23 protein-coding genes are annotated in these 23404 nt (G+C 72.2%); 11 read left to right on the forward strand and 12 right to left on the reverse strand.

All coding sequences use genetic code 11. The features are described 5' to 3' along the window. Window positions 1-65: 65 nt before the first annotated feature. The 4 genes from FDO65_RS11550 to FDO65_RS11565 all read right to left on the reverse strand — a co-directional run bounded on the left by FDO65_RS11550 (window position 66) and on the right by FDO65_RS11565 (window position 4361). Window positions 66-1208: an ABC transporter substrate-binding protein gene (locus tag FDO65_RS11550; RefSeq protein WP_137449873.1), complete on the reverse strand. Its 1143-nt coding sequence runs from the start codon at window positions 1206-1208 to the stop codon at window positions 66-68. A 65-nt stretch (window positions 1209-1273) separates the two neighbouring features. Further along, window positions 1274-2320 carry an ABC transporter permease gene (locus FDO65_RS11555; protein WP_137449874.1) on the reverse strand — a complete coding sequence of 349 codons (1047 nt, stop codon included), beginning with the start codon at window positions 2318-2320 and terminating at the stop codon, window positions 1274-1276. After that, entirely contained in the window at window positions 2317-3081 is a 765-nt protein-coding gene (locus tag FDO65_RS11560) for an ATP-binding cassette domain-containing protein (RefSeq protein ID WP_137449875.1), read from the reverse strand. The genes FDO65_RS11555 and FDO65_RS11560 overlap by 4 nt, the downstream gene beginning before the upstream one ends. Before the next feature lie 89 nt (window positions 3082-3170). After that, complete coding sequence (locus FDO65_RS11565; RefSeq protein ID WP_137449876.1) at window positions 3171-4361, reverse strand: winged helix DNA-binding domain-containing protein; 1191 nt, start codon at window positions 4359-4361, stop codon at window positions 3171-3173. Window positions 4362-4559: 198 nt separating this feature from the next. On the opposite strand from FDO65_RS11565, the gene FDO65_RS11570 reads away from it, so the two are divergent. Genes FDO65_RS11570 through FDO65_RS11580 form a run of 3 tightly spaced genes read left to right on the forward strand, consistent with a single transcriptional unit; the run spans window position 4560 to window position 6993 of the window. Next, window positions 4560-4925, forward strand: a complete 366-nt coding sequence (locus tag FDO65_RS11570; protein WP_137449877.1) for a group I truncated hemoglobin — start codon at window positions 4560-4562, stop codon at window positions 4923-4925. 9 nt (window positions 4926-4934) lie between these two features. Continuing rightward, window positions 4935-6074: a globin domain-containing protein gene (locus tag FDO65_RS11575; RefSeq protein ID WP_137449878.1), complete on the forward strand. Its 1140-nt coding sequence runs from the start codon at window positions 4935-4937 to the stop codon at window positions 6072-6074. A 52-nt stretch (window positions 6075-6126) separates the two neighbouring features. After that, window positions 6127-6993: a DivIVA domain-containing protein gene (locus tag FDO65_RS11580; RefSeq protein ID WP_137449879.1), complete on the forward strand. Its 867-nt coding sequence runs from the start codon at window positions 6127-6129 to the stop codon at window positions 6991-6993. On the opposite strand, the gene FDO65_RS11585 is transcribed toward FDO65_RS11580, so the two are convergent. Then, window positions 6981-7658 carry a TetR/AcrR family transcriptional regulator gene (locus FDO65_RS11585; RefSeq protein WP_137449880.1) on the reverse strand — a complete coding sequence of 226 codons (678 nt, stop codon included), beginning with the start codon at window positions 7656-7658 and terminating at the stop codon, window positions 6981-6983. The two genes, FDO65_RS11580 and FDO65_RS11585, sit on opposite strands and share 13 nt — an antisense overlap. 56 nt (window positions 7659-7714) lie before the next feature. Between FDO65_RS11585 and FDO65_RS11590 the strand changes: the two genes are divergently transcribed. Beyond that, window positions 7715-8278 carry an ester cyclase gene (locus FDO65_RS11590; protein ID WP_137449881.1) on the forward strand — a complete coding sequence of 188 codons (564 nt, stop codon included), beginning with the start codon at window positions 7715-7717 and terminating at the stop codon, window positions 8276-8278. On the opposite strand, the gene FDO65_RS11595 is transcribed toward FDO65_RS11590, so the two are convergent. From FDO65_RS11595 to ilvD, 4 genes are all read right to left on the reverse strand, one after another. Continuing rightward, window positions 8271-9653 carry an MFS transporter gene (locus FDO65_RS11595; protein WP_137449882.1) on the reverse strand — a complete coding sequence of 461 codons (1383 nt, stop codon included), beginning with the start codon at window positions 9651-9653 and terminating at the stop codon, window positions 8271-8273. The two genes, FDO65_RS11590 and FDO65_RS11595, sit on opposite strands and share 8 nt — an antisense overlap. Continuing rightward, entirely contained in the window at window positions 9650-10408 is a 759-nt protein-coding gene (locus FDO65_RS11600; RefSeq protein WP_166442150.1) for a glycerophosphodiester phosphodiesterase family protein, read from the reverse strand. The genes FDO65_RS11595 and FDO65_RS11600 overlap by 4 nt, the downstream gene beginning before the upstream one ends. A 98-nt stretch (window positions 10409-10506) precedes the next feature. Next, window positions 10507-10692: a hypothetical protein gene (locus FDO65_RS22175; RefSeq protein ID WP_166442151.1), complete on the reverse strand. Its 186-nt coding sequence runs from the start codon at window positions 10690-10692 to the stop codon at window positions 10507-10509. A 152-nt stretch (window positions 10693-10844) separates the two neighbouring features. Continuing rightward, window positions 10845-12536 (reverse strand): dihydroxy-acid dehydratase, encoded by a 1692-nt coding sequence (gene ilvD, locus FDO65_RS11605; RefSeq protein ID WP_137449884.1) that lies wholly within the window; start codon window positions 12534-12536, stop codon window positions 10845-10847. A 308-nt stretch (window positions 12537-12844) separates the two neighbouring features. Here ilvD and FDO65_RS11610 point away from each other — a divergent pair, with 308 nt between their 5' ends. The 4 genes from FDO65_RS11610 (at window position 12845) to FDO65_RS11625 (ending at window position 16235) form a co-directional block, all read left to right on the forward strand. Beyond that, window positions 12845-13756, forward strand: coding sequence for a phosphatase PAP2 family protein (locus tag FDO65_RS11610; RefSeq protein WP_137449885.1), 912 nt, complete (start codon window positions 12845-12847; stop codon window positions 13754-13756). Next, the gene (locus FDO65_RS11615; protein ID WP_137449886.1) at window positions 13753-14868 is read left to right on the forward strand and encodes a glycosyltransferase family 2 protein; all 1116 of its coding nucleotides are present in this window, start codon (window positions 13753-13755) and stop codon (window positions 14866-14868) included. The genes FDO65_RS11610 and FDO65_RS11615 overlap by 4 nt, the downstream gene beginning before the upstream one ends. Beyond that, a complete protein-coding gene (locus FDO65_RS11620; RefSeq protein WP_137449887.1) occupies window positions 14861-15217 on the forward strand; it encodes a hypothetical protein in 357 nt (118 codons plus the stop codon). The genes FDO65_RS11615 and FDO65_RS11620 overlap by 8 nt, the downstream gene beginning before the upstream one ends. A gap of 61 nt (window positions 15218-15278) precedes the next feature. Beyond that, window positions 15279-16235 carry a hypothetical protein gene (locus tag FDO65_RS11625; RefSeq protein ID WP_137449888.1) on the forward strand — a complete coding sequence of 319 codons (957 nt, stop codon included), beginning with the start codon at window positions 15279-15281 and terminating at the stop codon, window positions 16233-16235. On the opposite strand, the gene FDO65_RS11630 is transcribed toward FDO65_RS11625, so the two are convergent. Next, window positions 16232-17512 carry an amidohydrolase gene (locus FDO65_RS11630; RefSeq protein ID WP_205849988.1) on the reverse strand — a complete coding sequence of 427 codons (1281 nt, stop codon included), beginning with the start codon at window positions 17510-17512 and terminating at the stop codon, window positions 16232-16234. The genes FDO65_RS11625 and FDO65_RS11630 overlap by 4 nt on opposite strands. 72 nt (window positions 17513-17584) lie before the next feature. Here FDO65_RS11630 and FDO65_RS11635 point away from each other — a divergent pair, with 72 nt between their 5' ends. After that, window positions 17585-18571: an FUSC family protein gene (locus FDO65_RS11635; protein ID WP_137449889.1), complete on the forward strand. Its 987-nt coding sequence runs from the start codon at window positions 17585-17587 to the stop codon at window positions 18569-18571. 169 nt (window positions 18572-18740) lie between these two features. Here the strand turns inward: FDO65_RS11635 and FDO65_RS11640 are convergent, their stop codons facing one another. Further along, on the reverse strand, window positions 18741-19811 hold the full coding sequence (locus FDO65_RS11640; protein WP_420847535.1) for a spore photoproduct lyase family protein: 1071 nt from the start codon (window positions 19809-19811) through the stop codon (window positions 18741-18743). A 103-nt stretch (window positions 19812-19914) separates the two neighbouring features. Here FDO65_RS11640 and FDO65_RS22520 point away from each other — a divergent pair, with 103 nt between their 5' ends. After that, window positions 19915-20322 (forward strand): hypothetical protein, encoded by a 408-nt coding sequence (locus tag FDO65_RS22520; RefSeq protein ID WP_205849990.1) that lies wholly within the window; start codon window positions 19915-19917, stop codon window positions 20320-20322. Between the two features lie 6 nt (window positions 20323-20328). Here FDO65_RS22520 and FDO65_RS11645 read toward each other — a convergent pair whose 3' ends face one another. After that, window positions 20329-21852: a PucR family transcriptional regulator gene (locus tag FDO65_RS11645; RefSeq protein WP_166442152.1), complete on the reverse strand. Its 1524-nt coding sequence runs from the start codon at window positions 21850-21852 to the stop codon at window positions 20329-20331. A 135-nt stretch (window positions 21853-21987) separates the two neighbouring features. On the opposite strand from FDO65_RS11645, the gene gabT reads away from it, so the two are divergent. After that, complete coding sequence (gene gabT / locus FDO65_RS11650; RefSeq protein ID WP_137449923.1) at window positions 21988-23388, forward strand: 4-aminobutyrate--2-oxoglutarate transaminase; 1401 nt, start codon at window positions 21988-21990, stop codon at window positions 23386-23388. The last annotated feature ends 16 nt before the right edge of the window (window positions 23389-23404 follow it).

Consider the following 23404-nt stretch of genomic DNA (forward strand, 5'->3'; position numbering starts at 1 on the left):
GCACGGCGAAGGCCGGTCCCCCCGGAAGGGGAACCGGCCTTCGCGCGACGTGAGGCTGAGCGGGCTCAGCAATCCGTCTTGTAGATGTACTGCTGCACCGTCGGGTCGTCCACGTTGTCCTTGGTGGCGATGACGAACGGCGTGGTCTGCTGACGCTCGACGGTCTCGCCGTTGAGCAGCTTGACGGCCGACTGGACGCCGAGGACGCCCTCGCCGTACGGGTACTGGACGACGACGCCGTCGATGGCGCCGTCACGCAGGCCCTGGACGATCGGGTCGGAGGTGTCGTAGCCGACGAGCTTGACGTCGCCGGTGCGGTTCGCCTCGGCGATGCCGGTGATGGCGCCCTGGGTGTTGTTGGTGTTCATCGTGTAGACGCCCTTGAGATTCGGGTTGGACGTCGCGGCGGCGGACACGATGCTGGCGGCCTTGTCGGCGGCGTTCTGGGTGTACTGCTGGCCCAGGCTCTTGATGTTCGGGTACTTCGCGGCCAGCTGGTCCTCGAAGCCCTTGGCGCGCGCGTCACCGATCAGCGAACCGGCGGCCTGGTTCAGCAGCAGCACCTCGCCACCGTCCGGCCCGATGGCGGCGGCCAGCGCATCGGCGGCCAGCTGGCCGCCGATGATGTTGTCGGACTGGATGTTCGTGGCCATGACGCTCTCGTCGGTCAGGTCGCCGTCGATGCCGATGACCTGGATGCCGGCGTCCTTGGCCTCCTGCAGCGGGCCGATCATCGCCTCGGGGTCGGTGATCGAGATCATCATCGCGTCGGGCTTGTCGGCGATCAGGGCGTTGACGATCGCGGTCTGCTTGTCGACGGCGAACGTCGGGTCCCCCTGCGTGGTGAACTGCAGGCCCAGCCGGTCGGCCTCGGCCTTGGCGCCGCAGGACACCGAGGAGTAGAACGGCACCCCGGTCAGGCCCGGGACGTAGACGACCTTCTTGCCGGCGGCGTTCCCGGCGGCCAGGTTCGGGTCGGGGGTGGCGAAGACCTCGCTACCGGACGCGCCGGTGACCGCCACTGAGCCCGAGGCGCTCGCAGAGGACGAGCTGCCCGCGGTGGTCGAGCCCGCGGTGGTGGTGCCGGCCGGGGTTCCGGTCGCGGAGGAGCCGGACCCGGTGGTGCTGTCGCTGCTGCAAGCGGCCAGGCCGAGCGCGGCGGCGAGCATCGCCGCGGCGAGGGCGGTGCGTCGTCGTGCTGTGAACATGGGGTTCCTTCGGGGGTGGATGGGGCAGGTCGCGGAGAGGGAGAAACGCTGGGCAGGGAAGGACGTCAGGGTTGGTCGCGGCGTTTGCGCCGGAGCTGGTCGACGTACACCGCGGCGATCAGGATCAGACCGATGGCCACCTGCTGCCAGAACGCCGGCACGTTCATCACCACGAACCCGTTGTTGAGCACGGTGGGGATGGACAGGCCGACCACGGTGCCGGCGACGATGCCGATGCCGCCGAACAGGCTGGTGCCGCCGAGGATGACACCGGTGATGACGGCGAGACTGTCGGTGCCGTGCCCGCCGATCGTGGTGGTGCCGTAACGGATCAGCGAGAGCATGCCGGCCAGTCCGGCCAGCGCCCCGGTGATCGCATACAGCTTGATGAGGTGGCTCTGCACGTCGATGCCGGCGCGCCGGGCGGTCTCCTCGTTGGATCCGATGATGTATGTGTGCCGGCCGAACCTGGTGTACGCCAGGATCAGTCCGCCGATCACGGCGACGATCAGGGCGATCCAGACGATCCACTTCAGGCCGAGGAAGTTCTGGGCGTTGAAGGTGCGCAGGATGCGCGGGACGGTGCGGACGTCGTTGCCGTTGGTCAGCAGGTAGGCGACACCCAGCGCCGCCCCGAGCGTGCCCAGCGTCGTGATGAGCGCCGGCACCTTGAGTTTGGCGATGCACCACCCGTTGAACAGACCCCACAGGACGCCGCCGCCGACGGACACCGCGAGACCGGCCAGCATGGTGCCGATCCCGTCCCCGCCCATGGCGCCCATCACCTTGGCCGCGCAGACCTGACCGAAGACCAGCACCGAACCGATTGACAGGTCGAAGCCGGCAGCGACCATCACGAAGGTGACGCCCACGGCCATCACCAGCAGGATCGCCATGTCCATGAGGATGTTCCGGGCGTTGGCGAACGTCGGGAAGCCCTGCGGCGCCATGATCGAGAAGAAGATCACCAGCAGGATCAGCACACCGGTCATCAGCAGCGGTGAGCTGCCGAAGAGCCGGCGGCGCAGTCGCCCGAACCGGTCAGAGGCACCGGCCGGACCGGACGGCGACGCGGACACCGCGCCCTGGGTGTCGGGAATGGCCTTGGTCATGCCGCCGTCCCGTCCAGTGCACCGGTCATGGCTCCGACGAGGGTCTCCACGTCGGCCTCACCGCGTCGGTACTCGGCGACACGGCGGCCCATCCGCAGCACCTGGACCCGGTCGGACACCTGCAGCACCTCGGGCATGTTGTGGCTGATCAGCACGACGGCGACCCCCTGGTCGGCCACCCGCCGGATGACGTCGAGGACCTTGCGGGTCTGCCGGACGCCGAGCGCGGCGGTGGGTTCGTCCATGAAGACCAGGTCGTTGGCCCACATGACCGACCGGCAGATGGCCACGCTCTGGCGTTGACCACCGGACAGGGCGGCCACCGGCGCGTCCATGTCCTTGACGTCGGTACCGAGGGAGACGAAGGCCTCCAGCGCCCGCTTGCGCATCGCCGCCTTATCGATGACCCCGAGCCGGCCCAGCAGACCGGACTTCATGATCTCCCGCCCGGCGAACGTGTTCTCGGCCGGGCCGAGATCGGGCGCGAGCGCCAGGTCCTGGTAGACGGTCTCGATGCCGAGGTCCCGGGCGTGCAACGGCGACGTGAACCGGATGGACTGGCCCTTGTAGACGATGTCGCCGCCGTCGAACGACTGGACGCCGGACAGGATCTTCACCAGCGTCGACTTGCCGGCTCCGTTGTCGCCGATGAGCGCAGTCACCTCGCCGGGATGCACCGAGAAGTCGACGCCGCGCAGAACGTCGACATGGCCGTAACTCTTGTAGATGCCCTGAGCCTCGAGCAGAGGGGTATCGCTCACGGATGCGATATGCCCGTCACCTGGCGTGTTCACGCGGTGGATTCTGGGGCATCTCTGCGGGTTTCGGTTGACGGCTGTCCGAGTTGCGATCAGCCCGTGACGGAGGACTTGGCCAGCTCCCGTTCCAGCGGGGTCCGGAACTTGGGGGTCACCCGGGTCCCCGCCAGCCAGCCGGTCAACCGTTCCGCCTCCCCGGCCACGGCCGTCCGTGCCGCCGCGCCGATGTCACGCAGCAACCGGTGGACGACGACCCCGTCGGCCCGTTGACTCCACCCGCCGACGATCTCGCCCCGGCACCAGACGGAAGGGCCGATGTTGCCGGACCGGTCGAACAACGTGGCCCGCAGATCCGGGCCCAGGTACCAGTCGCGGTCCTTCCAGCCCATCGGCGTCGGGTCGAGGGCGGGCAGCAGCGCCACTGCGGGGCCGCCGTCGTCGACGTCCGGCGGGAGATCGGCGAGGACGAGACCGACCTGCCCGTCGCCCAGATCGACCTCCTCGACCGGGAGCGCGGCCATGGCCCGGCGGGTATCGGTCAGGGACCAGCCGGTCCACCACGCCGCGTCGGTCGGCGTGACCGGGCCGAACCGGTCCAGGTAGCGGCGGAGCAACTCGACCCGCGCGGTGTCCGGGTCGAGTCGGGGCAGTCCGTCCGGGAACCACCGGGACATCGCCGACCAGGCGTAACGGCTGGCTGTCCAGCCGCCCCCCGGACGGCCGCGGACGATGCGCCCCTGAGCGCCGAGCACAGTGAGCACCCGGCTGGTGATGGCGACCGCCCCGTACCGGCCGTCCGGGTCTCCGATCCGGGTGCCCAGTCGCGGCTCGTGGCCGACCAGGGCGGTGGCGGTGGCGTCGCCGTCGGTGACCAGCCGTTCGACGACCGCGTCCTCCACGTCGGCCAGCCAGCGATCCGCCGCGGGCACGACGGGCGCCAGGTCCTTGACCAGCGACCGGCGGATGCGGACCGCGACGGCGTCGGCACTGGAGTGCTGGACGATGGGGGCCAGGGCCCGCGGGACGATGAACAACGTCCGCCGCATCCCCATCATCCGGACGAGATCGCGGCGCCCGTAGAGACTTTCGGCCAGCTCATGCCCGCCGGTGCCCGGTCGGCGGGCCGCGACCGACAGGTGGACGCTGGCCGGGTCGGTGGCGTGCAGGGCGACGAGATCATCGACCAGCTCGACGATCCCACCGCCGAACGGCCGGCCGACGTGCTGGCGCGCGACGAGCGCCCGACGGCGATCGGCGACGGTGATCCGACGGCGGGCGGTCATGCGTGGCGTGGCCCCATACCGTCGATGGTGACACTTCACGGAGCGTCACCGGTCGTTGACCCGAGACCCGGTCGTGCTGCGCTCGGCCACCGTTTGACCACGGCTTGTGGTCACGGATGCCCGGATCGGGTTACGCTGAGCATCCAGCCGTATCCGCCGTTGTCACTCGATCAACGGACCGACCGCCAAGGAGGGCGCGTGACCACGTCCCCCACGCTGTTCGAGGCCCTGGGCGGCACGCCCGCGCTGAAGGCCGCCGTCGACGACTTCTACCGCCGCGTGGTGGCCGATCCCGAGCTGGCGCCGTGGTTCGCGGACGTCGACATGGGCGCGTTGCGCCGCCACCAGGTGCTGTTCCTGTCCGCCGCGACCGGCGGCCCCGCCGCCTATGACGGCCGTGACATGGAGCTGGCCCACCGAGGGCTGGGCATCACCGACGCCGCCTTCGACCGGGTCGCCGGGCACCTGCGCGACACCCTGATCTCCCTCGGCGTCGACGAACCGACGACCCAGACCGTCCTCGGAGCCATCGGCCCGCTGCGCGCACCCATCGTGCAGGCCTGAACTTCACTGATGGCCGACATCGACACCGCTGCCCTGCAGCGCAGTTTCGCCGCGGTCGCCGCCCACGGTCCCGACGAGGTCGCCCAGTACTTCTACAGCTACCTGTTCCTGCGCTACCCCGAGACCCGGGAGATGTTTCCGCCGGGCATGGCCCGGCAGCGTGACCGGCTCGTCGGCGCCCTGGTCCGCATCGTCACCCAGGTCGACCAGCTCGACGAGCTCGTGCCCTATCTGCAGGACCTCGGCCGTGACCACCGCAAGTTCGGGGCCCTGTCGGCCCACTATCCGGCGGTCGGCGAGGCGCTGCTGGCCGCGCTCGCGCACTTCAGTGGCCCGAGCTGGACCCCCGAGCTGGCCGCCCAGTGGTCCGCGGCCTACGGCCTGGTCGCGGCGACCATGAGCGGAGCCGCCGAGCAGGTCGCCGCGGACGAGCCGGCCTGGTGGGACGCCGAGGTGCTGGAGGTCGACCGCCGCACGTTCGACATCGCCGTACTGCGGGTCCGCACGGACCAACCCGTCCCCTACCTCGCCGGCCAGTCGGTGTCGGTGGAGCCGACCGAACGACGCCCCCGCGAATGGCGGTTCTACACCCCCGCGGTCGCCCCGGGGGGCCTGGAGATCGAGCTGCACGCCCGGCTGCTGCCCGGCGGCCCGGTGTCGACGGCGCTGGTCCGGTCGGTGGACAAGGGCGATGCCCTGCGTATCGGGCCGCCGTTCGGGCGGATGGTGCTCGACCCCGCCGACCGTCGGCCCGTCGTGATGATCGCGGGCAGTACCGGCCTGGCCCCGATGAAGGCGTTCGTCGACCAGCTCGGCCGGTGGGCGGCCGAGTCCGCGAACCCGCCACGGCCGGTCGAGCTGTTCTTCGGCGCCCGCAGCCGCCGCGAGGACTACGACGCGGCCGATCTGGCCGCCCTGGCCGGCCGGTACGACTGGCTCACGGTGACCACCGTCATCAGCGACGACATCCGTTGGACCGGACCCCGCGGCCTGGTCGGGGAGGTCGCGGTGGAGCGGGTCCGCGACTGGCCGGCGCACGAGGTGTTCGTCTGCGGATCGCCCGAGATGGTCGCGACCACCCGGGATCTGCTCGCCGCCGCGGGAGCGCCACCGGAGCAGGTGCACAGCGAAGAGTTCGGACAGGCCTGATGCCGGGCCACATCCAGTTCCATCAGGTCGGGGATCCAGCGGGAGGCTTGCGATGACGAGTGCCATTCACCCGGACGGCGCGCCCGGAACCGGCGCACCGATCACCGGTCGGGACATCCACACGGTGACGTTCGCGGGCGCCAAGGGCCGCAACCAGGGATACGACACCGAGGAGGTCGACGCCTTCCTGGAGCGCTGCGCCGACGGTGTCGAACGCCTGCACGCCGACCTCGCCGCCGCCCGGGCCGAGATCGCCCAGCTCCGCGACAAGATGGACCGGGACAGCCGGAGCACGGAGGTCGAGCAGGCCATCAGCGTGCTCACCACCGCGCAGCAGACCGCGGACCAGACCGTGGCGGACGCCGACGACTACAGCCGCCGCGTGATGGCCGAGGCGCAGAGCACCTACGAGGACGCCCGCCGCAACGCCGCCGTGCTGGAGCAGGAGGCCGAGGAGAAGGCGCGCGCCGTCTACGACGAGGCCCTGCAGCGCGCCGTCAGCATCAGCCGCGAGAACGCCGACTATGTCGAGCTTCTCGAGCAGAACGCGGCCGCGGCCCAGCAGCGGCTCGAACAGCAGACCATGTACCTGCGCACCCTGCGGGACAGCACCCGGACGCAGATGGAGTCGTTCCTGGAGGGGCTGCTCGACCATCTGGCCACCGAGTACGGCAAGGCCGATCCGGCCGCCGCGCAGGCCGCCTCCCCCGCGTCGACCCGATCCGGAGCACGGCGGGGCCGGCGGCGCACCGCCGAGCGGGCGGCGCTGGCCCGGGGTGCGGCCGGCCGCAACGGTTCCCGACCCAGCACCGAGGCCTCGACGGTCACGGCCGGCCGCAGCAGCTCGCCGGCCGCCCCGCGGGCGACGCCGACGGTCCTGCCCCAACAGCGCGGCCCGGTCGACCCCTACGGCCGCTGACTCCCTACTCCGGCGACGGGGTCGAGCAGTGACGTGCTGAGGATGCTGTCGAGCCAGTCGGCGTAGGCGGTCAGCGCCCACCCCCGCTGGTGGACCAGCAAGTCGTAGACCTCCACCGCGGTACACGTCCAGAGCACGTCACGCGCATACTCGACGTCGACTCCCGCCGCCAGACAGCCGGTCTCGGCCAGGTGCCGGGCGAACATCGTCATGCCGGCCAGCCGCTCGTCCTGCACCTGGGCCCACAACCGGGCGACCGCCGGGTCGGCCTCGGCGCCGTTGCGCAGCACCAGCTGGATGCCGGCCGACCGCGATGCCCGCTCGGCGGCTCCCTGGACGTAGAGCCGCATCTTCCGGCGGGCGTCGGGTTCCTGCTGAATGCGGTGCACCTCAGGGCGGTCGGCCACCGGTACGGGTTCGTCGTCCCCGGCGATGGTGACGTCGAAGACCTCCTTGACCAGGGCCGCCTTGGACCCGAACGCCTTGTAGACGCTCTCGGCGGAGACACCGGCCCGCCGGGCGACCGCGGCCATCGACGTGCCGGTGAATCCGGACTGCTCCAGCAATTCCCGGGCGGCGGCGACGATCGCCCGACGGGTCGACCGGGCCTTCTCCTGACGGCCACTGCCGTCGTAGCTCCGGCGCCCGCCCTTGACGTCAGCCACCCGAGCCCTCCATCCTCTTTGGATACAGTCGGACTGCATCGAAAGGCGGACCCGTCATGGCGACCACCCCCGTACCCCCGACCACCGCGGATCCGCTCCTCCGCGCAGCTGCCCTGCGCAGCATCGCGATCATGGCCGACGGGGACCGGGCCGCGTTCGACCGGGTCATCGCCGACGGAGCCGTGAACCACGAGGCCGCGAGTGAACCACCCGCGGCCCGGGTCGGCGGCCCCGCCGGCTTCCACGCCACTGCCCTGTGGTTGCGGGGCGCCTTCGCCGACCTCGGCCACCGGATCGACCACGTCGTGACGGACGGCGATCTTGTCGTCGTCGACACCACCATGAGCGGGCGGCATGTCGGCCCGTTCGCCGTCTTCACCCCGGACGGTGACGTGGACCAGGTGTGGGCGCCGACCGGCCGGACGTTCGCGGTCAAGCAGACCCACTGGCTGCGCGTCCGCGTGACCGACGGCCAGGCCCGGGTGACCGAGCACTGGGCGGTGCGGGACGACCTCGGACAGGGCCGCCAGCTGGGCTGGGTCCCGCCCACCCCGCTCTACCTACTGCGCTGCGCCCGGGCGAAGCGCCGGGCTCTCCGGACGCCGGCCGCGGTCAGCTGACCGACGGCAGGTCCGCCGAGGACGCCCGCGACCCGGCCGCCGCGTCCCGTTCGCCCCGCTCGACGTCGACCTTCCACAGCACCAGCCCGCCGGCGAGGAAGAAGACGACCAGGATGCCGATGGCACTGCGGTAGGACCCGGTCCACTGCAGGACCAGGGTGAAGACGAGCGATCCGATCCAGGCCGTGCCCTGCGCGCCCAACCCGTAGAGGCCGAAGTACTCGGCCTCCCGGTCCCGCGGGATGATCTTGGAGTACAGCGACCGGGACAACGCCTGGGTCCCCGCGATCACCAGCGCGATGAGGCCGGTCATCAGATAGAAGGCGATCGGACTGTCGGCCGGCACCAGCACCCCGTACAGGCAGACGAGCACCCACACCACCAGCGAGCCGAGGATGGTGCGCTTCGTCCCGGCCCGGTCGGCGATCCGCGCCATGACCAGCGAGCCGAGCACCCCGACCACGTTGAGCACGAGAACACCGACGACGATGACACTCTGGCTCAACCGGAGCTCGGACGAGGCGAAGGTGGAGGCCAGCGAGAAGATCGTGCCGATGCCGTCCTTGTAGAGCAGGAACGCCAGCAGGAACAGGAAGGTCATCGGATAGCGGGGCGCCTGCCGGGCCGTCGCGGCCAGCGAACCGACGGAGGCCCGGACCGCCGGGCCGAGGTCCAACGGCTCCCGGGGCCGACGATCGCGGAGCCGGGCCATCGGGATGCCCAGCCACAGGGCCCACCACAGACCGGCGGTCAGCAGACAGAGCCGGACCGCGGTCTCGGTGGACATCCCCGTGTACCGCGGCAGCAGCGCCACCATGGCCAGGTTGATGCCGAGCATGACCGCGCCCGACGCGTACCCGAAGGCCCATCCGGCCGCGGACACCCGATCGCGCTCGTCGACGGTCGCAATGTCCGGCAGGAACGAGTTGTAGACGACCCCGGCGCACTGGTACGCGGCCGAGGCGACGATGGTCAGCAGACCGCCCAGGACGTAACGGGTGTCGGCGACGAGGAAGAAGGCCATGGTCGACACGGCACCGATCCCGGCCAGCGCCCCGAGCAGCACCCGCTTGTGCGGGGTCCGGTCGGCCACCGCGCCGATGACCAGCATGAGCGGGAGGGCGATCAGCGTGGCCGCGGTGACCACCGCCGGATAAAAGGCCTCGGGCCGCAGCGCGATCCCGAGTACGGAGATCCGGCCGTCCGGTTGGTCGGCGGCGGCGGTCTGGGCGATACCGGTGAGGAACGGTCCGAGCATCACCCCGAGGACCGTGGTGATGAACGTCGACCAGGCCCAGTCGAACATCTTCCAGCCGAACTGTTCCCGTCGGCGGGCCGGCAGGTCGGCCTGCGGGCCGGGCGGCAGGAGGTTCATCGGGCGACCGGGAACGGCTGGAAACCCTCGAAGATGACCGTGTCGGCCCAGTCGGCCGCATCCACCGCGGCCAGCGGCGAGGTCACCGTCCAGAGCAGAACGGGGACCGGATGTTTGCGGTGCAGGGTGACCATCAGCGGGCCCTGCACCGTCTCGAGGTCGAGCGCGAGGAAGTCGGGACGCACTGCCGAGATCAGCGGCAGCCGGCCGACCACGTAGCGCTGCACCGCCGAGTACTCCGCCGCCGGCAACCGGCCGCCGATCAGCCCGGTCGGCTCCGGACGCAGCCGCCGGACCCGGCGGGCGACCAGTGGGTGGAAGCTCATGAAGGCCACCCGGACGGCCGCGTCCGAGGCGGCCACGGCAGCGGCCACGGTGTCGACGAGCCGACGCCAGTCCCGGGCCGGTTTCAGTTCGATCAGCAGCCCCGGTCCCCCACGCGCGGCGCTCAGGGCTTCATCCAGGGTGGGGATGCGGGCGTCGGTCCCGAGCAGTCGCAGGCCGCTGATTTCCTTGCGACTGAGGTCCTCGACCCGCAGGGGGACACCGGCCAGGCGGCGTAGTTCCGGGTCGTGCACGACGACGGGCACGCCGTCGGCGGTGAGCTGGACGTCGATCTCGGCGACGTATCCGGCCGCCCGGGCGGCAGCGACGGCCGGGGCGGTGTTCTCGACGACGTCCGGACCGTGCAGGCCCCGGTGGGCGACGGGCCCGGCGACGAGCCACGACACGTCCCGGGATGAGCTGTGCGCCACTGTGTTCCCCCCAGAGCAGGTGCGACGGGCGGACCGTAACACCGGTACGCCGGCGCGCGTGGGACGGGCGCGCCCACCTTCCCCGTTCGGGGGTCGGCTCAGGAGCCGACGGCGGCGGACAGGTGGTCCGCGACGTCGACGACGTGCAGCAGCGTGGCGGAGTGACCATGCAGCACGTGGTGGATCTCGGCGGTGGCCAGTCCGATCACGAGGACGCAGATCACGGCGGCGAAGACGACGGCGACGCCGACACGAACGATCTGGGCACGGACGGTGAGTTCCATGGCGTTCTCCCTGCTGATGGACCCCCCACGCTGGGGATCCGGACAGGTCTCACTCTCGGCCGCTCGACCTCCGAGTCCCCTCGGGTGATCTGGTGACGCAGGGATGGAAAACGGGGTCCACCGATCGGTGGACCCCGTTCGCCTGCTCGGGTTCAGGAGGTGATGGCGCCCTTCGCGGCGGACTGGACGAGCTTGGCGTACTTACCGGTGACACCGAAGTCCAGGTGCTGCTCCCGGGGCTGCCAGCGGGACCGTCGACGCTCCAGCTCGGCCTCGTCGACCAGCAGGTCGAGGGTGCGCGCGCCCAGGTCCAGGCGGATCTGGTCGCCTTCCGCCACCAGGGCGATCGGCCCGCCGTGCGCCGCCTCGGGGGCGATGTGCCCGATGCACGGGCCGGTGGTGCCGCCGGAGAACCGGCCGTCGGTGAGCAGCAGGACGTCCTTGCCGAGACCGGCGCCCTTGATGGCGCCGGTGACGGCGAGCATCTCGCGCATACCGGGGCCGCCCTTCGGGCCCTCCCAGCGGATGACGATGACGTCACCCTTGCCGAGGGTGCCGTTGGTGACGGCCTCCAGCACGCCGGCCTCGCCGTCGAACACCCGGGCGGGCCCGGTGAACTCGTCGTACTCGATGCCGGCGCTCTTGATGACCGCCCCGTCCGGGGCCAGCGAGCCGTGCAGGATCGCGATGCCGCCGGTGGCGTGGATCGGGTTGGACAGCTGCCGCAGCACATCGCCGTCCAGGGCCGGCGGGTTCAGGTCGGCCAGGTTCTCGGCCATCGTCTTCCCGGTGACGGTCAGGCAGTCACCGTGCAGCAGACCGGCGTCCAGCAGGGCCTTCATGATCACCGGGATGCCGCCGATGCGGTCGATGTCGGTCATCACGTACCGGCCGAACGGCTTGACGTCGGCCAGGTGCGGGGTGCGGTCGCCGATCCGGTTGAAGTCGTCGAGGGTGAGCTCGACCCCGGCCTCGTGGGCGATGGCCAGCAGGTGCAGGACGGCGTTGGTGGAACCGCCGAGGGCCATGACGACGGTGATGGCGTTCTCGAACGCCTCCTTCGTCATGATGTCGCGCGCGGTGATGCCGGCGTCGACGAGGGCCACGACCGCCTCGCCGCTGCGTTCGGCGTAGGTGTCGCGGCGACGGTCGGGCGCGGGCGGGGCGGCGCTGCCGGGCAGCGACATCCCCAGGGCCTCGGCCGCGGCGGCCATGGTGTTGGCGGTGTACATGCCGCCGCAGGCGCCCTCGCCGGGACAGATGGCCTTTTCGATCTCGGTCAGCCGGTCCCGGCTGATCTTGCCGGCCAGGCAGGCACCGACACCTTCGAAGGCGTCGATGATGGTGACGGTCTCGCCGTCGAGCTTGCCCGGCAACGTGGAACCGGCATAGAGGAACACCGCCGAGATGTCGAGGCGGGCGGCGGCCATCAGCATGCCCGGCTCGGACTTGTCGCAGCCGGCGAGCAGGACCCCGCCGTCCAGCTGCTCACCGCGGAAGACGGTCTCCACCGAATCGCAGATGACCTCGCGGCTGACCAGCGAGTAGTGCATCCCGCCGTGGCCCATGGAGATGCCGTCGGAGACCGAGATGGTGCCGAACTCCATCGGGAATCCGTCGGCGGCGAAGACGCCCTTCTTGGCGGCCTTGGCCAACCGGTCGAGCGACAGGTTGCACGGGGTGATCTCGTTCCACGAGCTGGCCACGCCGATCTGCGACTTGCGCCAGTCGTCGTCGCCCATCCCGACGGCGCGGAGCATGCCGCGGGCCGGGGCCCGCTCGATGCCGTCGGTGACGATGTGGCTGTGGGGCTTGCGGTGCTGGCGCGGCTCGGTCGTGCTCATGAACGGTGACTGTACGGCGCGGCGATACCACGCACGCCCACGGTCGTGTGCCGGCCACCCACAGGGCCGCCCGACCCGGCCGGGGGTACGACGTCCTCGCCGTGGTCGACCCCGCCGGCCGTCGGAGGTCGCGGGCACCCCGGACCGCGGGTGAACCAGGAAAGCTTCCCGGTTCATCGGTGTCGAAACCCGTTGCCCGGCGGGCAGTTCTCGCGCCGTACCGTAGGCGATCGACCCGCCCCGAGGGTGACGACGATCCCTACAGTGGGGCCGATGGACACCCGGCCGACGCCAGAACGCAGGGGCCGGTGACGCCGCGCCCGTGGGCCGGACCCGTGGATGGTGGGCCGGCCGCACCGCCCACCCGGCGTCCGTGGACGGCGTCGCTCGCCGAGTTGCTGGTCGGCCTGATCCCGCTCGGCTTCCTGCTGCTCGGGTACGCGGTCGCCTACCTGGTCAACCTGCCGCTGACCCGCGACCCGGTCGCCGGCACCACCAACGCGCTGGGCTTTGCGCTGCGGGCGGCCGAACCGGGGGCGATCGACCGCGCCATGTTCGGGGTGCTGCCGTCGACCTGGCTGCAGGGCCGTTTCGTCCGCGCCCCCGACGGTGCCTGGTGGGACCGGCTGGTCGCGGTGGTCTACGCCAGCCACTTCGTGGTCATCCCGGTGGTCACCGCGGTGCTGTGGTTCACCGACCGTCGCCGGTTCCGGCGATGGGTGTGGACGGTGCTCGCCCTGGTCGGCGCGGGCCTCGTGCTGTACGTGGTCTACCCCATGACACCGCCGTGGCTGGCCGCCGAGCAGGGGATCGTCGACCCACTGGTCCGCTGGTCCGGGGTGGGGTGGGACGTCATGGGTCTGGACGCCATCGGGTTCCTGCAGGGCAGCGGCCAGGCCGGCAGCAACCCGGTGGCCGCCATGCCGTCCCTGCACGCCGGTGCGGCCACCCTGGTCGCCGTGTTCTTCCTGCGCGGCGGGCCCTGGTGGCGGGCTCCGCTGCTCGTCCTGTACGCCCTGGCCATGTCGGTGCTGCTCGTCTACACCGCCGAGCACTACGTCATCGACGTCCTGGTCGGCGATCTGCTCGCCGTCGCCGCCGTCGCCGGAGTCGCCGCCGTCTTCCGCCTCCGCCGGGCGCGCCGGGCCGGTCGGGCCGATCGGGCGGCGAACCTCCCGGTGCCCACCCCGACGCCGAGCCGGGCAGACTCGGCGGGATGACAGCTCGACGGCTGCGGCTCCTGGTGCTCGCGTTCCTGGCCACGAAACTCGGTGTCCTGCTGGCCAACTGCGCCCTGTTCCCGACGCTGCGTCCGGCGGGGACGGTCCCCCACCGCCGGCCCCGGGTCGCGTTGCTCGTGCCGTTGCGGAACGAGGCCAAACGGCTGCCGGCCACCCTGCCGGGTTTCCTGGCCGCCGGCGCCGACGAGGTCGTCTTCCTCGACGACGAGTCCACCGATGGCTGCGCCGATCTCGTCCGGCAGCATCCTCGCCGGGCCGACGAGCCACCGGTGCGGGTGATAACGAGCGCGCCCCGGCCGGACGGCTGGCTGGGCAAGACCTGGGCCTGCCAGCAACTGGCGGCGACGACAACCGCCGAACGCCTGGTGTTCGTCGACGCCGACGTCCATCTCGCCCCGGGGGCGGTCACCGCGATCGTCGACGAGATGGATCGGCAGGACGCCGAGGTGTTCTCCGTCTTCTCCCGGCACCTGACCGGAACCTGGGCCGAACGCCTGCTCACGCCGCTGATCGTCGACGTCGTGCTGTGCTTCCTGCCGTTCCCCGCCCTGCGGACCCCGGTCCGCGCGGCCGCCACCGCCCACGGCGCGGTGCTGGCCTTCACCCGGCCCGCGTACGACGCGGTCGGTGGGTTCGCCGCCGTCCGCGCCGAGGTGGTCGAGGACATCGCCCTGGCCCGTCGCACCCGCCGCCGGGGTCGCCGCCTCGGGCTGGCCCTGGGCGGTCCGGTCGCGCAGATCCGGATGTACCGGGGCGCCCGGGAGGTCCTGGTCGGTCTGAGCCGGGGGCTCGTCCCGGTGGCCGGCGGGTCCCGGGTGGCCGTGGTGGCGGGATGGGCGGCACATGTCGCGGTCTACACCGTGCCGACCGCGCTGCTGCTGCGCCGGCCCCGCCGGTGGTGGCCGGCCGTCGCGATGGCCGTGGCCGAACGCGCCCTGGTCGAGGCGAAGACCGGCGGCCGGGACTGGGCGGCCGCGCTGGCCACCCCGGTCGTCCCGCTGGCCGCCGCCCCGATCGTCGCCCGGTCGTTGCGCCGCGAGCAGACGTGGAAGGGGCGGACCGTCGTCGACCCGTCGGTGCGACGTGGCTGACGGGGACGGCCCGCCGGTCACCCCGGACGGCCGCTACCTGGTGGTCCGGGGACGGCTGTGGCGGCGATCCGATCCCCGGCTGTCCGAGGACGCCCGGCAGCAGGCCGTGAACGAGCTGATGTCGGCGCGCCGGGCGAAGGCCGCCGCCCGCCGGGCCGACGACCGGGCGGCGGTGGACGCGGCGAAAGCCCGGGTCCAGGCGGCCAAGGAGGCCCTGGGCGAGCGCGGCCCGGTGTGGTGGGACGACGGCGCCCCCGACCTGACCCGGCACCTGGCCCGGACGACCGGGTACGCCAACTGGTGGGCCGACATCGAGAACGGGGCCGCCGACGGCTCCTCCGACGAATAGGTACGAAGGCGACAATCCGTTGCCTCTGGGACGGTCATCCGTCCCACCCTCGGAGGCCGTCATGTCCATCGCCACCCGCACGTCCGAAGCCGCGGTCGACAGCGCCGAGGCGCACGTCGCCGCCCTCCGCGCCCATCTGGATCGGGCCGCCCGCGACACCGCCGACCTGGACCGGTTGGCGATCACGGACGAACGGGACCTTCCCGTCGACGATCGCGCCCGGGCGCAGGTGGGTGCCCGCCACGAGCGCTACGACCGGATGGCCCGGCTGATCGACGGGCGCGACCTCGCGCACCTGCGGACCCACCAGTCCCCGTTGCTCGACGTGCAGGATGCTGTGCGCCGGCATCTGCACGAGCTCGCCGCCCCGCGCCTGCGCATCTTCGGCAGCTCCGACTACCGCTACGGCTGGACGTGGCGGTCGGACTCGCGCCTGCAGCCCACGACGGACCTGCTGCAGGACGTGCTCGAGCAGGAGGCCACCTACGACCTGACGACGGGCCGGGTGCACCTGCGACACCGGCTCAGCAACCACCGCTCGGACATCAAGGGGCTCATCGGCTTTCCTTACCAGCCCCGCCTTCCCGTCGGGTACGCGGACATCCGGCCGTACTTCCGCTACTCCGTCGGCGGCTACGTCGACGCCTCCGACACCGGGCACTGGCCGGGCGCCAACGCCGACCGCTGCCGCTCCTTCACCTACGGGCAGCTGTACCTGACCAGCACCGCCGCCGACGGTTCTGATGCCCGGGTCGAAGGGCCGGTGAGCATCCGGTCCACGTTCGACGCGGCCACCCAGGGCGCTTCCTACGGCGTCGCCAAGGACGGGGTCCTGACCGTCGGGGACGGTCTGCGCCTCGAAGCCATCGTCATCGACACCCGCTCGTACATCGTCTGGACGGGCGCCTGGGCGTCGGCGTGGAGCCAGATCGTGCCGCGCCTGGCCACCTCCCAGGTGCTGGCCGTCGACGACGCCTCGGTGCCGTTCGTCGTCGTCGAGGAGAAGCCGATCGCCTAGGACGCCCCGCCCGGTGACCCCTCGTCGGTCACCAGCCAGGCCCGGGCGGCGGTGGCCAACGCCGAGGCCCCGAGCTCGATGGTCGGTTCGACGACCGGGGCGAAGTACGGCGAATGGTTGGACGGCAGCTCGGCGACCCGTCGCGCGATCTCGGCCGGGCCGGCCAGACCGCTGAACCGGGCGGGGTCGGCGCCACCGAGCAGCCAGTACACGCAGGGAGCGTTCGCGGCCGAGGCGAGCAGGCCGACGTCCTCGCTGCCGGTCACCACCCCGGGGTCGATGACCATCGCCGCCGGCAGGGCCCGGTCGAACGCGACCCGGACGCGGTCGGCGGCCGCGGAGTCGTTGACGACCGCCGGGAAGGCGTTCAGTGACTCGACGGTCGGCGGGATGTCGGCCCCGGCCGTCGCCGCCTCACCGGCGACGATCCGGTCGACCGCGGCGAGAACCCTGGCCCGCACCAGGGTGTCGAAGGTACGGATGCTCACCTCCAGAACGGCCCGGTCGGGGATGATGTTGCCGGCGTCGCCGGCGTGCACGGATCCGATGGTCAGCACGACCTGTTCGGCGGCGGACACCTCGCGCGAGACGACGGTCTGCAACCGCAGGATGGTCGACGCGGCCAGCACGACCGGGTCCACGGTGGTCTCCGGCCGGGACCCGTGCCCGCCGCGCCCGAACACCGTGATGCGCAGCGAATCCGATGCGGCGAACGCGGGCCCGTCGCGCAGGCCCAGCACGCCGACCGGCAGCGGGGCAACGTGCTGCCCCAGGACGACGACCGGCGCGCCGAACCGTTCGTAGAGTCCGTCGTCGATCATCGCCCGAGCGCCGGCGCCCTTTTCCTCGGCCGGCTGGAAGACCGCGAGGATCTCGCCCCGCCAGCCCGGATCGGCCTGCAGCTGCTGCAGCGCCCCGAGCAGGGCCGTGACGTGCATGTCGTGGCCGCAGGCGTGCATGACCGGGACGGTGCGACCGTCCGGCGTCGTCGTCTCGACGTCACTGGCGTAGTCGAGACCGGTGTCCTCCCGGACCGGGAGTCCGTCCATGTCGGCGCGCAGCAGGACCCGCGGGCCGTCCCCCCGACGCAGCACCGCCACCACGCCGGTGCCGCCCACGCCCTCGCTGACGTCATAGCCGAGCCCACGGAGTCGGCCCACGATCACGGCGGCGGTGCGGGTCTCGGCGAAGCTCAGTTCGGGATGGGCGTGCAGGTCGCGGTAGACGTCCGGCAGCGGCGCGGTCGTCGACGGCAGCGGGCGCTCGGCGCGGGCCACGGTTCCTCCTCAGGGGGACAGGACCCCCCAACCTAGGCACAATCCGCAACCGATGCGGAACTGTTCGTAACCATGAGGGTGGGACCGCGGGATTTCACACTGCCGGGGCGGGCGGTGGTGCACGCCGTCGTCCTCATCGCGGTCGCCGTGGCCGTGCTGTGGTCGGCCAGTGCCCTCATCGGACCCGACGCGGCCCGAGTCGGCTACCTGACGATCATGTTCCTGGTCGGGCCGGCCCGGCTGCCCGATCCACGACTGCGGGTGGCGGCGGCCGCGTGGGCCGTGGCGGTGACCCTCGCCGGTTTCCTGGTCGGGCCCCTCGGCACGACGGCGGTGATCGTCGGCCTGGTCGTCGTGTGCCTGGTGCAAGGCCTGTTCCGGGTGGGCGAGGTGGCCGCCATGGTGCGCTCACCGGTGAACTTCGTGGCGCTGGCCGGGATCGGCCAGTCGACCGACCTGCAGTGGTGGCGAGTGGCCGTCGGCGCCCTCATCGGGGCCGCGGTGGTCCTGGGGGTGTCGTTCGCGCTGCCGGGTTCGGGTGCGGCCCGGCCCCGACCCACCCCGATCCGCCAACGCCTGGTGTTCGGTGCGACCACGGCCGTCGGGTCGATCATCGTCGTGGTGGTCGGAGACGCCCTGGACTTCCCGTTCGTCGGGTGGGCCCTGCTCTCGCTCTGCCTGATCCTGTCCGTCGGCGAGGAGGACCACCTCCGTCGCGCCGAGACACGCGTACTCGGGACGGTGATCGGCGCCGTCGTCGCCACGCTCGTCTCGCTGCTCCCCGGGCCCGGGCCGATCGTCGTCGCCGTCCTCTGCGGGCTGGCCTGCGTGGCGTACCTGCGAGCGGGCCGGTACTTCGCCTTCGTCGTGTTCCTGACCCCGGCGATCCTCCTGACGACGACCTCCGACCTCGGTCCGCTGGCGCTGGGGATCGGCCGCATCGAAGCCGTCGTCGCCTCGGCCATCCTCGCCCTGGCCCTGACCGCCGTGGCCCAGTGGTGCGCGCGTCGGTGGAGCGGCGCCCCGGATGACCGCCCCGTGGTATCGGCGCGGGACTGACCCCTCGCGCGCGGGGACGGAAGATCGCGCGCCGTGGTCGGCCAGGGCCGCGCAGCAGCAGTCGCGGGCGGCCACCCCCGACGGTCGACCGCCCGCTGTGACCCTTCTACCGCATCCAAGATCAACTTGTCGCGCGGAGACGGTCCGTGCGGTCCGGTGTGTCGAACGCTCAGAACGCGTAGCGGATCGGCAGCCAGGGCGTGTACCGGTCGATCAGCGCCGTCAGGGTGGCCACCGCCCGCGCCTTGGTGGCGCGGTCGTACCGGACGTTGACCTGGCCGTTCTGGCTGGTCTTGACCTCCTGCAGATCCGGCCGCCACAGCACGTCCTCGGCCCGCGGATGCCATCCGAGATTCACCTCGTGCAGGCCGGCGTTGTGGGTCAGCATGATGACCTCGCAGGCGGCCTGCCGCTTGGTCTCCTTGGACAACACCTGGTCCAGGTGTTGCAGCAGTTCCGTCCAGTCGGGGATCCAGCCGGCCCGCAGCACGACGGGCGAGAAGTTCAGGTGCACCTCGTAACCGGCGGCGACGAAGTCGTCGATGGCGGCGATGCGCTCGGCGATCGGGGTGGTCCGCACGTCCAATTGGCGGGCGTCGGCGTGCGGCATGAGCGAGAAGCGGATGCGGGTGCGGCCCTGCGGGTCGGCGGCGAGCAGGTCGCGGTTGACGTACTTCGTCGCGAACGACGCCTTCGCCGTCGGCAGGTCGCGGAACGTGGCGATGAGATCGGTGACGTTGTCACTGACCAGCGCGTCGACCGAGCAGTCGCTGTTCTCCCCCAGGTCGTAGACCCAGGCGTGCGGGTCGCACTGGTTCGGTTCGGTCTTCGGCCCCTGCTTGGCGACGTGCCGGCGGAGGTGGGCGGTGATCTTGTCGATGTTGGTGAACACCGCGATCGGGTTGGCGAACCCCTTGCGCCGCGGGACGTAGCAGTACACGCAGGCCATCGCGCAGCCGTTGGAGGTGGACGGGGCGATGAAGTCGGCCGACCGGCCGTTGACCCGGGTGGCGATGCTCTTCTTGGTCCCGACGACCAGGTCCTCCGCCTTGACCCGCACCCACCGCTGCAGATTGCCCTCGTTGCCGTGCAACTCCGGGATCGCCCAGTGGGAGTCGACGGCGATGACCTCCGCCTCCGGGAAACGTTCCCGGACCTGCTGCCCGCGCGGGGAGTCGAGGGCGCCCGGTTCGGCCCACAGGCGGCGGACGTCGAGCAGGGCGGGTCGGGTCACGGGCACGACTCCTGTGTACCCACCGCCCCCGACAGCGGGTTCCCGCCGATGACGCGCACACCTCGACCGGCGAGGTGCGGGACTGGGTACGCACTGCCACCATGGCGCGATGACGGCACACCGACGGCGGTGGTGGGCGATCCCCGTGGTGGCGACGTGCCTGCTGGCCGGCGCCTGCGGCGCGCCCCCACTGCCCCGGAACCGCGTCGATCCGACCTCCGCGCCGACGAGCAGGGCAACACCGTCCGACCCGAGCCCGGCTCTGCCGAGCGGCGAGTGCCGAGGCTGGGCCGCTTCCTTGGCGTCGACCGACATCCAGGGCGCGCAGACACCCGAGGAAGCCGCCAATTCGACCCGGTACGGGGTACCGGTCGAGTCGGCCTTCGAGACCACGACGTGGACGACCACCGCGAGTTCCACGGACGGGGTCACACTCGCGCAGGCGGGTGGGTCCGTGCAGGTGTCCCGGCTTCCGAACGGGGGTTGGTACGTCATGTCCGGGCAGCGGTGCTCCTGATGTTCTTCAGCCGCCGCCACCCTGCGCCAACGCCAACCACAGCTCCGCCCGCACCCCCGGCGCCTCCAGCGACCGCCCGAGCAACCCCTCGATCAACACGATCCGCTTACGCAGGGTGTGCCGGTGCACCCCCAGGTCGGCCGCCGCCGGATCCCACTGTCCGTGGTGCAGCAGCCAGGCCCGCAGCGAGCGCAGCAGTTCCGCCCCGTCGGGGGCGGTGACCGCGGCGGGCCGGTGGTCGCGGATCGGGGCCAGCAGGCCCGCCGCCCAGGCCGCCGCCCGGTCCGGCGGGACGAGAGCCGACCATCCCGTTCCGACGAGGTCGTCGAAGCGGGTGACGGCCGCCCCGGTCCGGTGCCCGACGGCCAGCGCCTCGTCGGCCTCCCGCACTGCTCCCGGGAGCGCCGTCGGATCGGACGTGGCCCGGGACAGCCCCCACCGCGCTGCCCCCTGGTCACCGGCTCCGGATCGGACCGGCACCGTACGGCCGCCGGCCGCCCCGAGCAGCAGGACCGGCCGGCCGTGGCGCTCGCCGACCAGTCCGTCCGCGCCGAGATCGGCCCAGCCGGTCGATGGGGGGCGGTCGGCGACGGCGACGGTCCACGGAGGGACGGGGAGGGCGGCCCCGGATGCGGCCAGTACGGACTCGGCCCACTCCCGCGCCGACGGAGCGGGGTCGTCGAGCAGGCGGGCCAGTACCGCCGCCGGGACTCTCTCCGGCCCGTCCGTGGAGCCGGTCGCCCGTTCCTGCCGGATGGTCAGCAGCAGCACCGCGGCGTTGACGAGGTGCCGGTCGTCCGGGGTCAACGGGACGCCCCGGGCCACGGCCAGGAACGTGCGCCCCCGCCCACCGCCGACGGACTGCAGGCTGATGCTGTCGGTCCCGGCCGCGAACGCCACCCCGACGGCGCCGGCGTGCCCGCGCAGTCCGCGTACCTCGGTCCGCAGGACGCCCGCCCGCGCGGGCGACAGGGCCGGCGCGGTCTCCAGGACCGCCCCGTCGGCGTCCAGCAGCACCACCGAGCCCGCCACCTGGCGGGCCAGCAACCGCACCACCCGGCGGACTCCGGTGTCACTCTGCGCGGCGCGGGTCAGGGCCTGCTGGGCGGTGAAAGTCCTCTGGACGGCCGCGTACTCGTCTGCGGCGATCGCCCGGGAGACGGCGCGGCTGATGGCGATGAACGGGGTGGCCCGGGGCACCTCGAACAGCGGCAGACCGGCCGCGGCGGCGGCCCGGACGAGGGCCGGCGGCACCGTCGCATGGTTCAGGCCGGTGCCGAATCCGAGGCCGACCACCCCGACGGCGACCAATCGGTCGACGTAGTTCGTCGCGTCGTCGTCCGGCGCCCGGGTCAGACCGGTGGTCAGCAGCACCTCCCCGCCGGCCAGGAACGGGGTGGGGTCGTCCAGTTCACTGGTGTGCACCCAGGTGACCGGCCGGCCGCCGCGCTCCGGCGGCGTCGTCCCGGCCGTGGCCCACCGCAGACCGAGCGCGGGCCGACCGACGAGATCGACCACCGACAGGGTCACTGCACCTCCCGGGACTAATGCCAGATTGTCCAGCCGCAGCGTCTGGGCACGCCAGATCTGACAGTACCGTCCGCACTCGATCAGGCGCAGTCTGTGGGAAACGCTCCGCAGCGAGAGGACCATCGCGACATGACCATGACCGAGCCCCTGACCTCGACCGGTACCACCCCCGAGAGCTCCGCAGCGGCGGTCGACGGTCTGCCGCAGGAGCGCCGGCTGGTCACCGAGCTGCCCGGCCCCCGATCCCGCGAGCTCACCGCCCGCCGTCAGCGGGTGGTCGCCGGTGGCGTGAGCTCGATGCTGCCCGTCTACGTGCAGCGCGCCGGCGGCGGGATCATCGAGGACGTCGACGGCAACCGGCTGATCGACCTCGGCTCGGGCATCGCCGTCACCAGCGTCGGCAACAGCGCCCCCGCCGTGGTCGCCGGGGTGACCGAGCAGGTCGCCGCGTTCACCCACACCTGCTTCATGATCGCGCCGTACGAGGGCTACGTGCAGGTCTGCGAGGAGCTGGCCGCGCTGACCCCCGGCTCGCACGCCAAGAAGACGGCGCTGTTCAACTCGGGCGCCGAGGCCGTCGAGAACGCGATCAAGGTCGCCCGGCACGCCACCGGCCGCACCGCCGTCATCGCCTTCGACCACGCCTACCACGGCCGCACCAGCCTGACGATGGCGCTGACCGCGAAGAACATGCCCTACAAGCAGGGCTTCGGGCCGTTCCCGGCCGACGTGTACCGCGTCCCCGGCTCCTACCCCTACCGGGACGGGCTGGACGGCGCCGCGGCCGCTGCCCGCGCGATCGACATGATCAACGTCCAGGTCGGCGCGCAGAACGTGGCCGCCGTCATCATCGAGCCGATCCAGGGTGAGGGCGGGTTCATCGAGCCGGCCCCCGGCTTCCTGCCGGCCATCGTCGAGTGGGCGCGGGCCAACGGCGCGTTGTTCATCGCCGACGAGGTGCAGACCGGCTTCTGCCGCACCGGCGACTGGTTCGCCAGCGACGCCGAGGGCGTCGTCCCGGACCTCGTCACCATGGCCAAGGGCATTGCCGGCGGCCTGCCGCTGGCCGCGGTCACCGGCCGCGCCGAACTGATGGACGCCGTGCACCCGGGCGGGCTCGGCGGCACTTACGGCGGCAACCCGGTGGCCTGTGCGGCCGCGCTCGGCGCGATCGAGACGATGCGCGAGCAGGACCTGCGGGGCGCCGCCCACCGCATCGAGGAGCAGATGGTCCGGCGCCTGCGGGAGATGCAGGCCGTCCACCCGGAGATCGGCGACATCCGTGGCCGCGGCGGCATGATCGCCGTCGAGCTGATCGACCCGGACGGCGCCCAGGGCCCGCAGACCCCGAACCCGGTGCTCACCGGTGCGCTGGCCCGGGCCTGCCACGCCGAGGGCGTGGTCGTGCTCACCGCGGGTACCTGGGGGAACGTGCTCCGCTTCCTGCCCCCGCTGGTGATCTCGCCCGAGCTGCTGGACGAGGGTCTGGACGTCCTGTCCGGCGCGCTCGACCGGCTCACCGCCGCGACCGCCTGAGCCCGCTGACCGCTCC

The organism is Nakamurella flava, from assembly GCF_005298075.1.
Lineage (GTDB): Bacteria > Actinomycetota > Actinomycetes > Mycobacteriales > Nakamurellaceae > Nakamurella > Nakamurella flava.

What these genes read in the sequence shown, in the direction of transcription:
- FDO65_RS11550 (WP_137449873.1), bottom strand. Translation starts at nt 1,208, where the DNA reads ATGTTCACAGCACGACGACGCACCGCCCTCGCCGCGGCGATGCTCGCC.
- FDO65_RS11555 (WP_137449874.1), bottom strand. Translation starts at nt 2,320, where the DNA reads ATGACCAAGGCCATTCCCGACACCCAGGGCGCGGTGTCCGCGTCGCCG.
- FDO65_RS11565 (WP_137449876.1), bottom strand. Translation starts at nt 4,361, where the DNA reads ATGACCGCCCGCCGTCGGATCACCGTCGCCGATCGCCGTCGGGCGCTC.
- FDO65_RS11575 (WP_137449878.1), top strand. Translation starts at nt 4,935, where the DNA reads ATGGCCGACATCGACACCGCTGCCCTGCAGCGCAGTTTCGCCGCGGTC.
- FDO65_RS11580 (WP_137449879.1), top strand. Translation starts at nt 6,127, where the DNA reads ATGACGAGTGCCATTCACCCGGACGGCGCGCCCGGAACCGGCGCACCG.
- FDO65_RS11590 (WP_137449881.1), top strand. Translation starts at nt 7,715, where the DNA reads ATGGCGACCACCCCCGTACCCCCGACCACCGCGGATCCGCTCCTCCGC.
- FDO65_RS11595 (WP_137449882.1), bottom strand. Translation starts at nt 9,653, where the DNA reads ATGAACCTCCTGCCGCCCGGCCCGCAGGCCGACCTGCCGGCCCGCCGA.
- FDO65_RS22175 (WP_166442151.1), bottom strand. Translation starts at nt 10,692, where the DNA reads ATGGAACTCACCGTCCGTGCCCAGATCGTTCGTGTCGGCGTCGCCGTC.
- ilvD (WP_137449884.1), bottom strand. Translation starts at nt 12,536, where the DNA reads ATGAGCACGACCGAGCCGCGCCAGCACCGCAAGCCCCACAGCCACATC.
- FDO65_RS11615 (WP_137449886.1), top strand. Translation starts at nt 13,753, where the DNA reads ATGACAGCTCGACGGCTGCGGCTCCTGGTGCTCGCGTTCCTGGCCACG.
- FDO65_RS11625 (WP_137449888.1), top strand. Translation starts at nt 15,279, where the DNA reads ATGTCCATCGCCACCCGCACGTCCGAAGCCGCGGTCGACAGCGCCGAG.
- FDO65_RS11635 (WP_137449889.1), top strand. Translation starts at nt 17,585, where the DNA reads ATGAGGGTGGGACCGCGGGATTTCACACTGCCGGGGCGGGCGGTGGTG.
- FDO65_RS22520 (WP_205849990.1), top strand. Translation starts at nt 19,915, where the DNA reads ATGACGGCACACCGACGGCGGTGGTGGGCGATCCCCGTGGTGGCGACG.
- gabT (WP_137449923.1), top strand. Translation starts at nt 21,988, where the DNA reads ATGACCGAGCCCCTGACCTCGACCGGTACCACCCCCGAGAGCTCCGCA.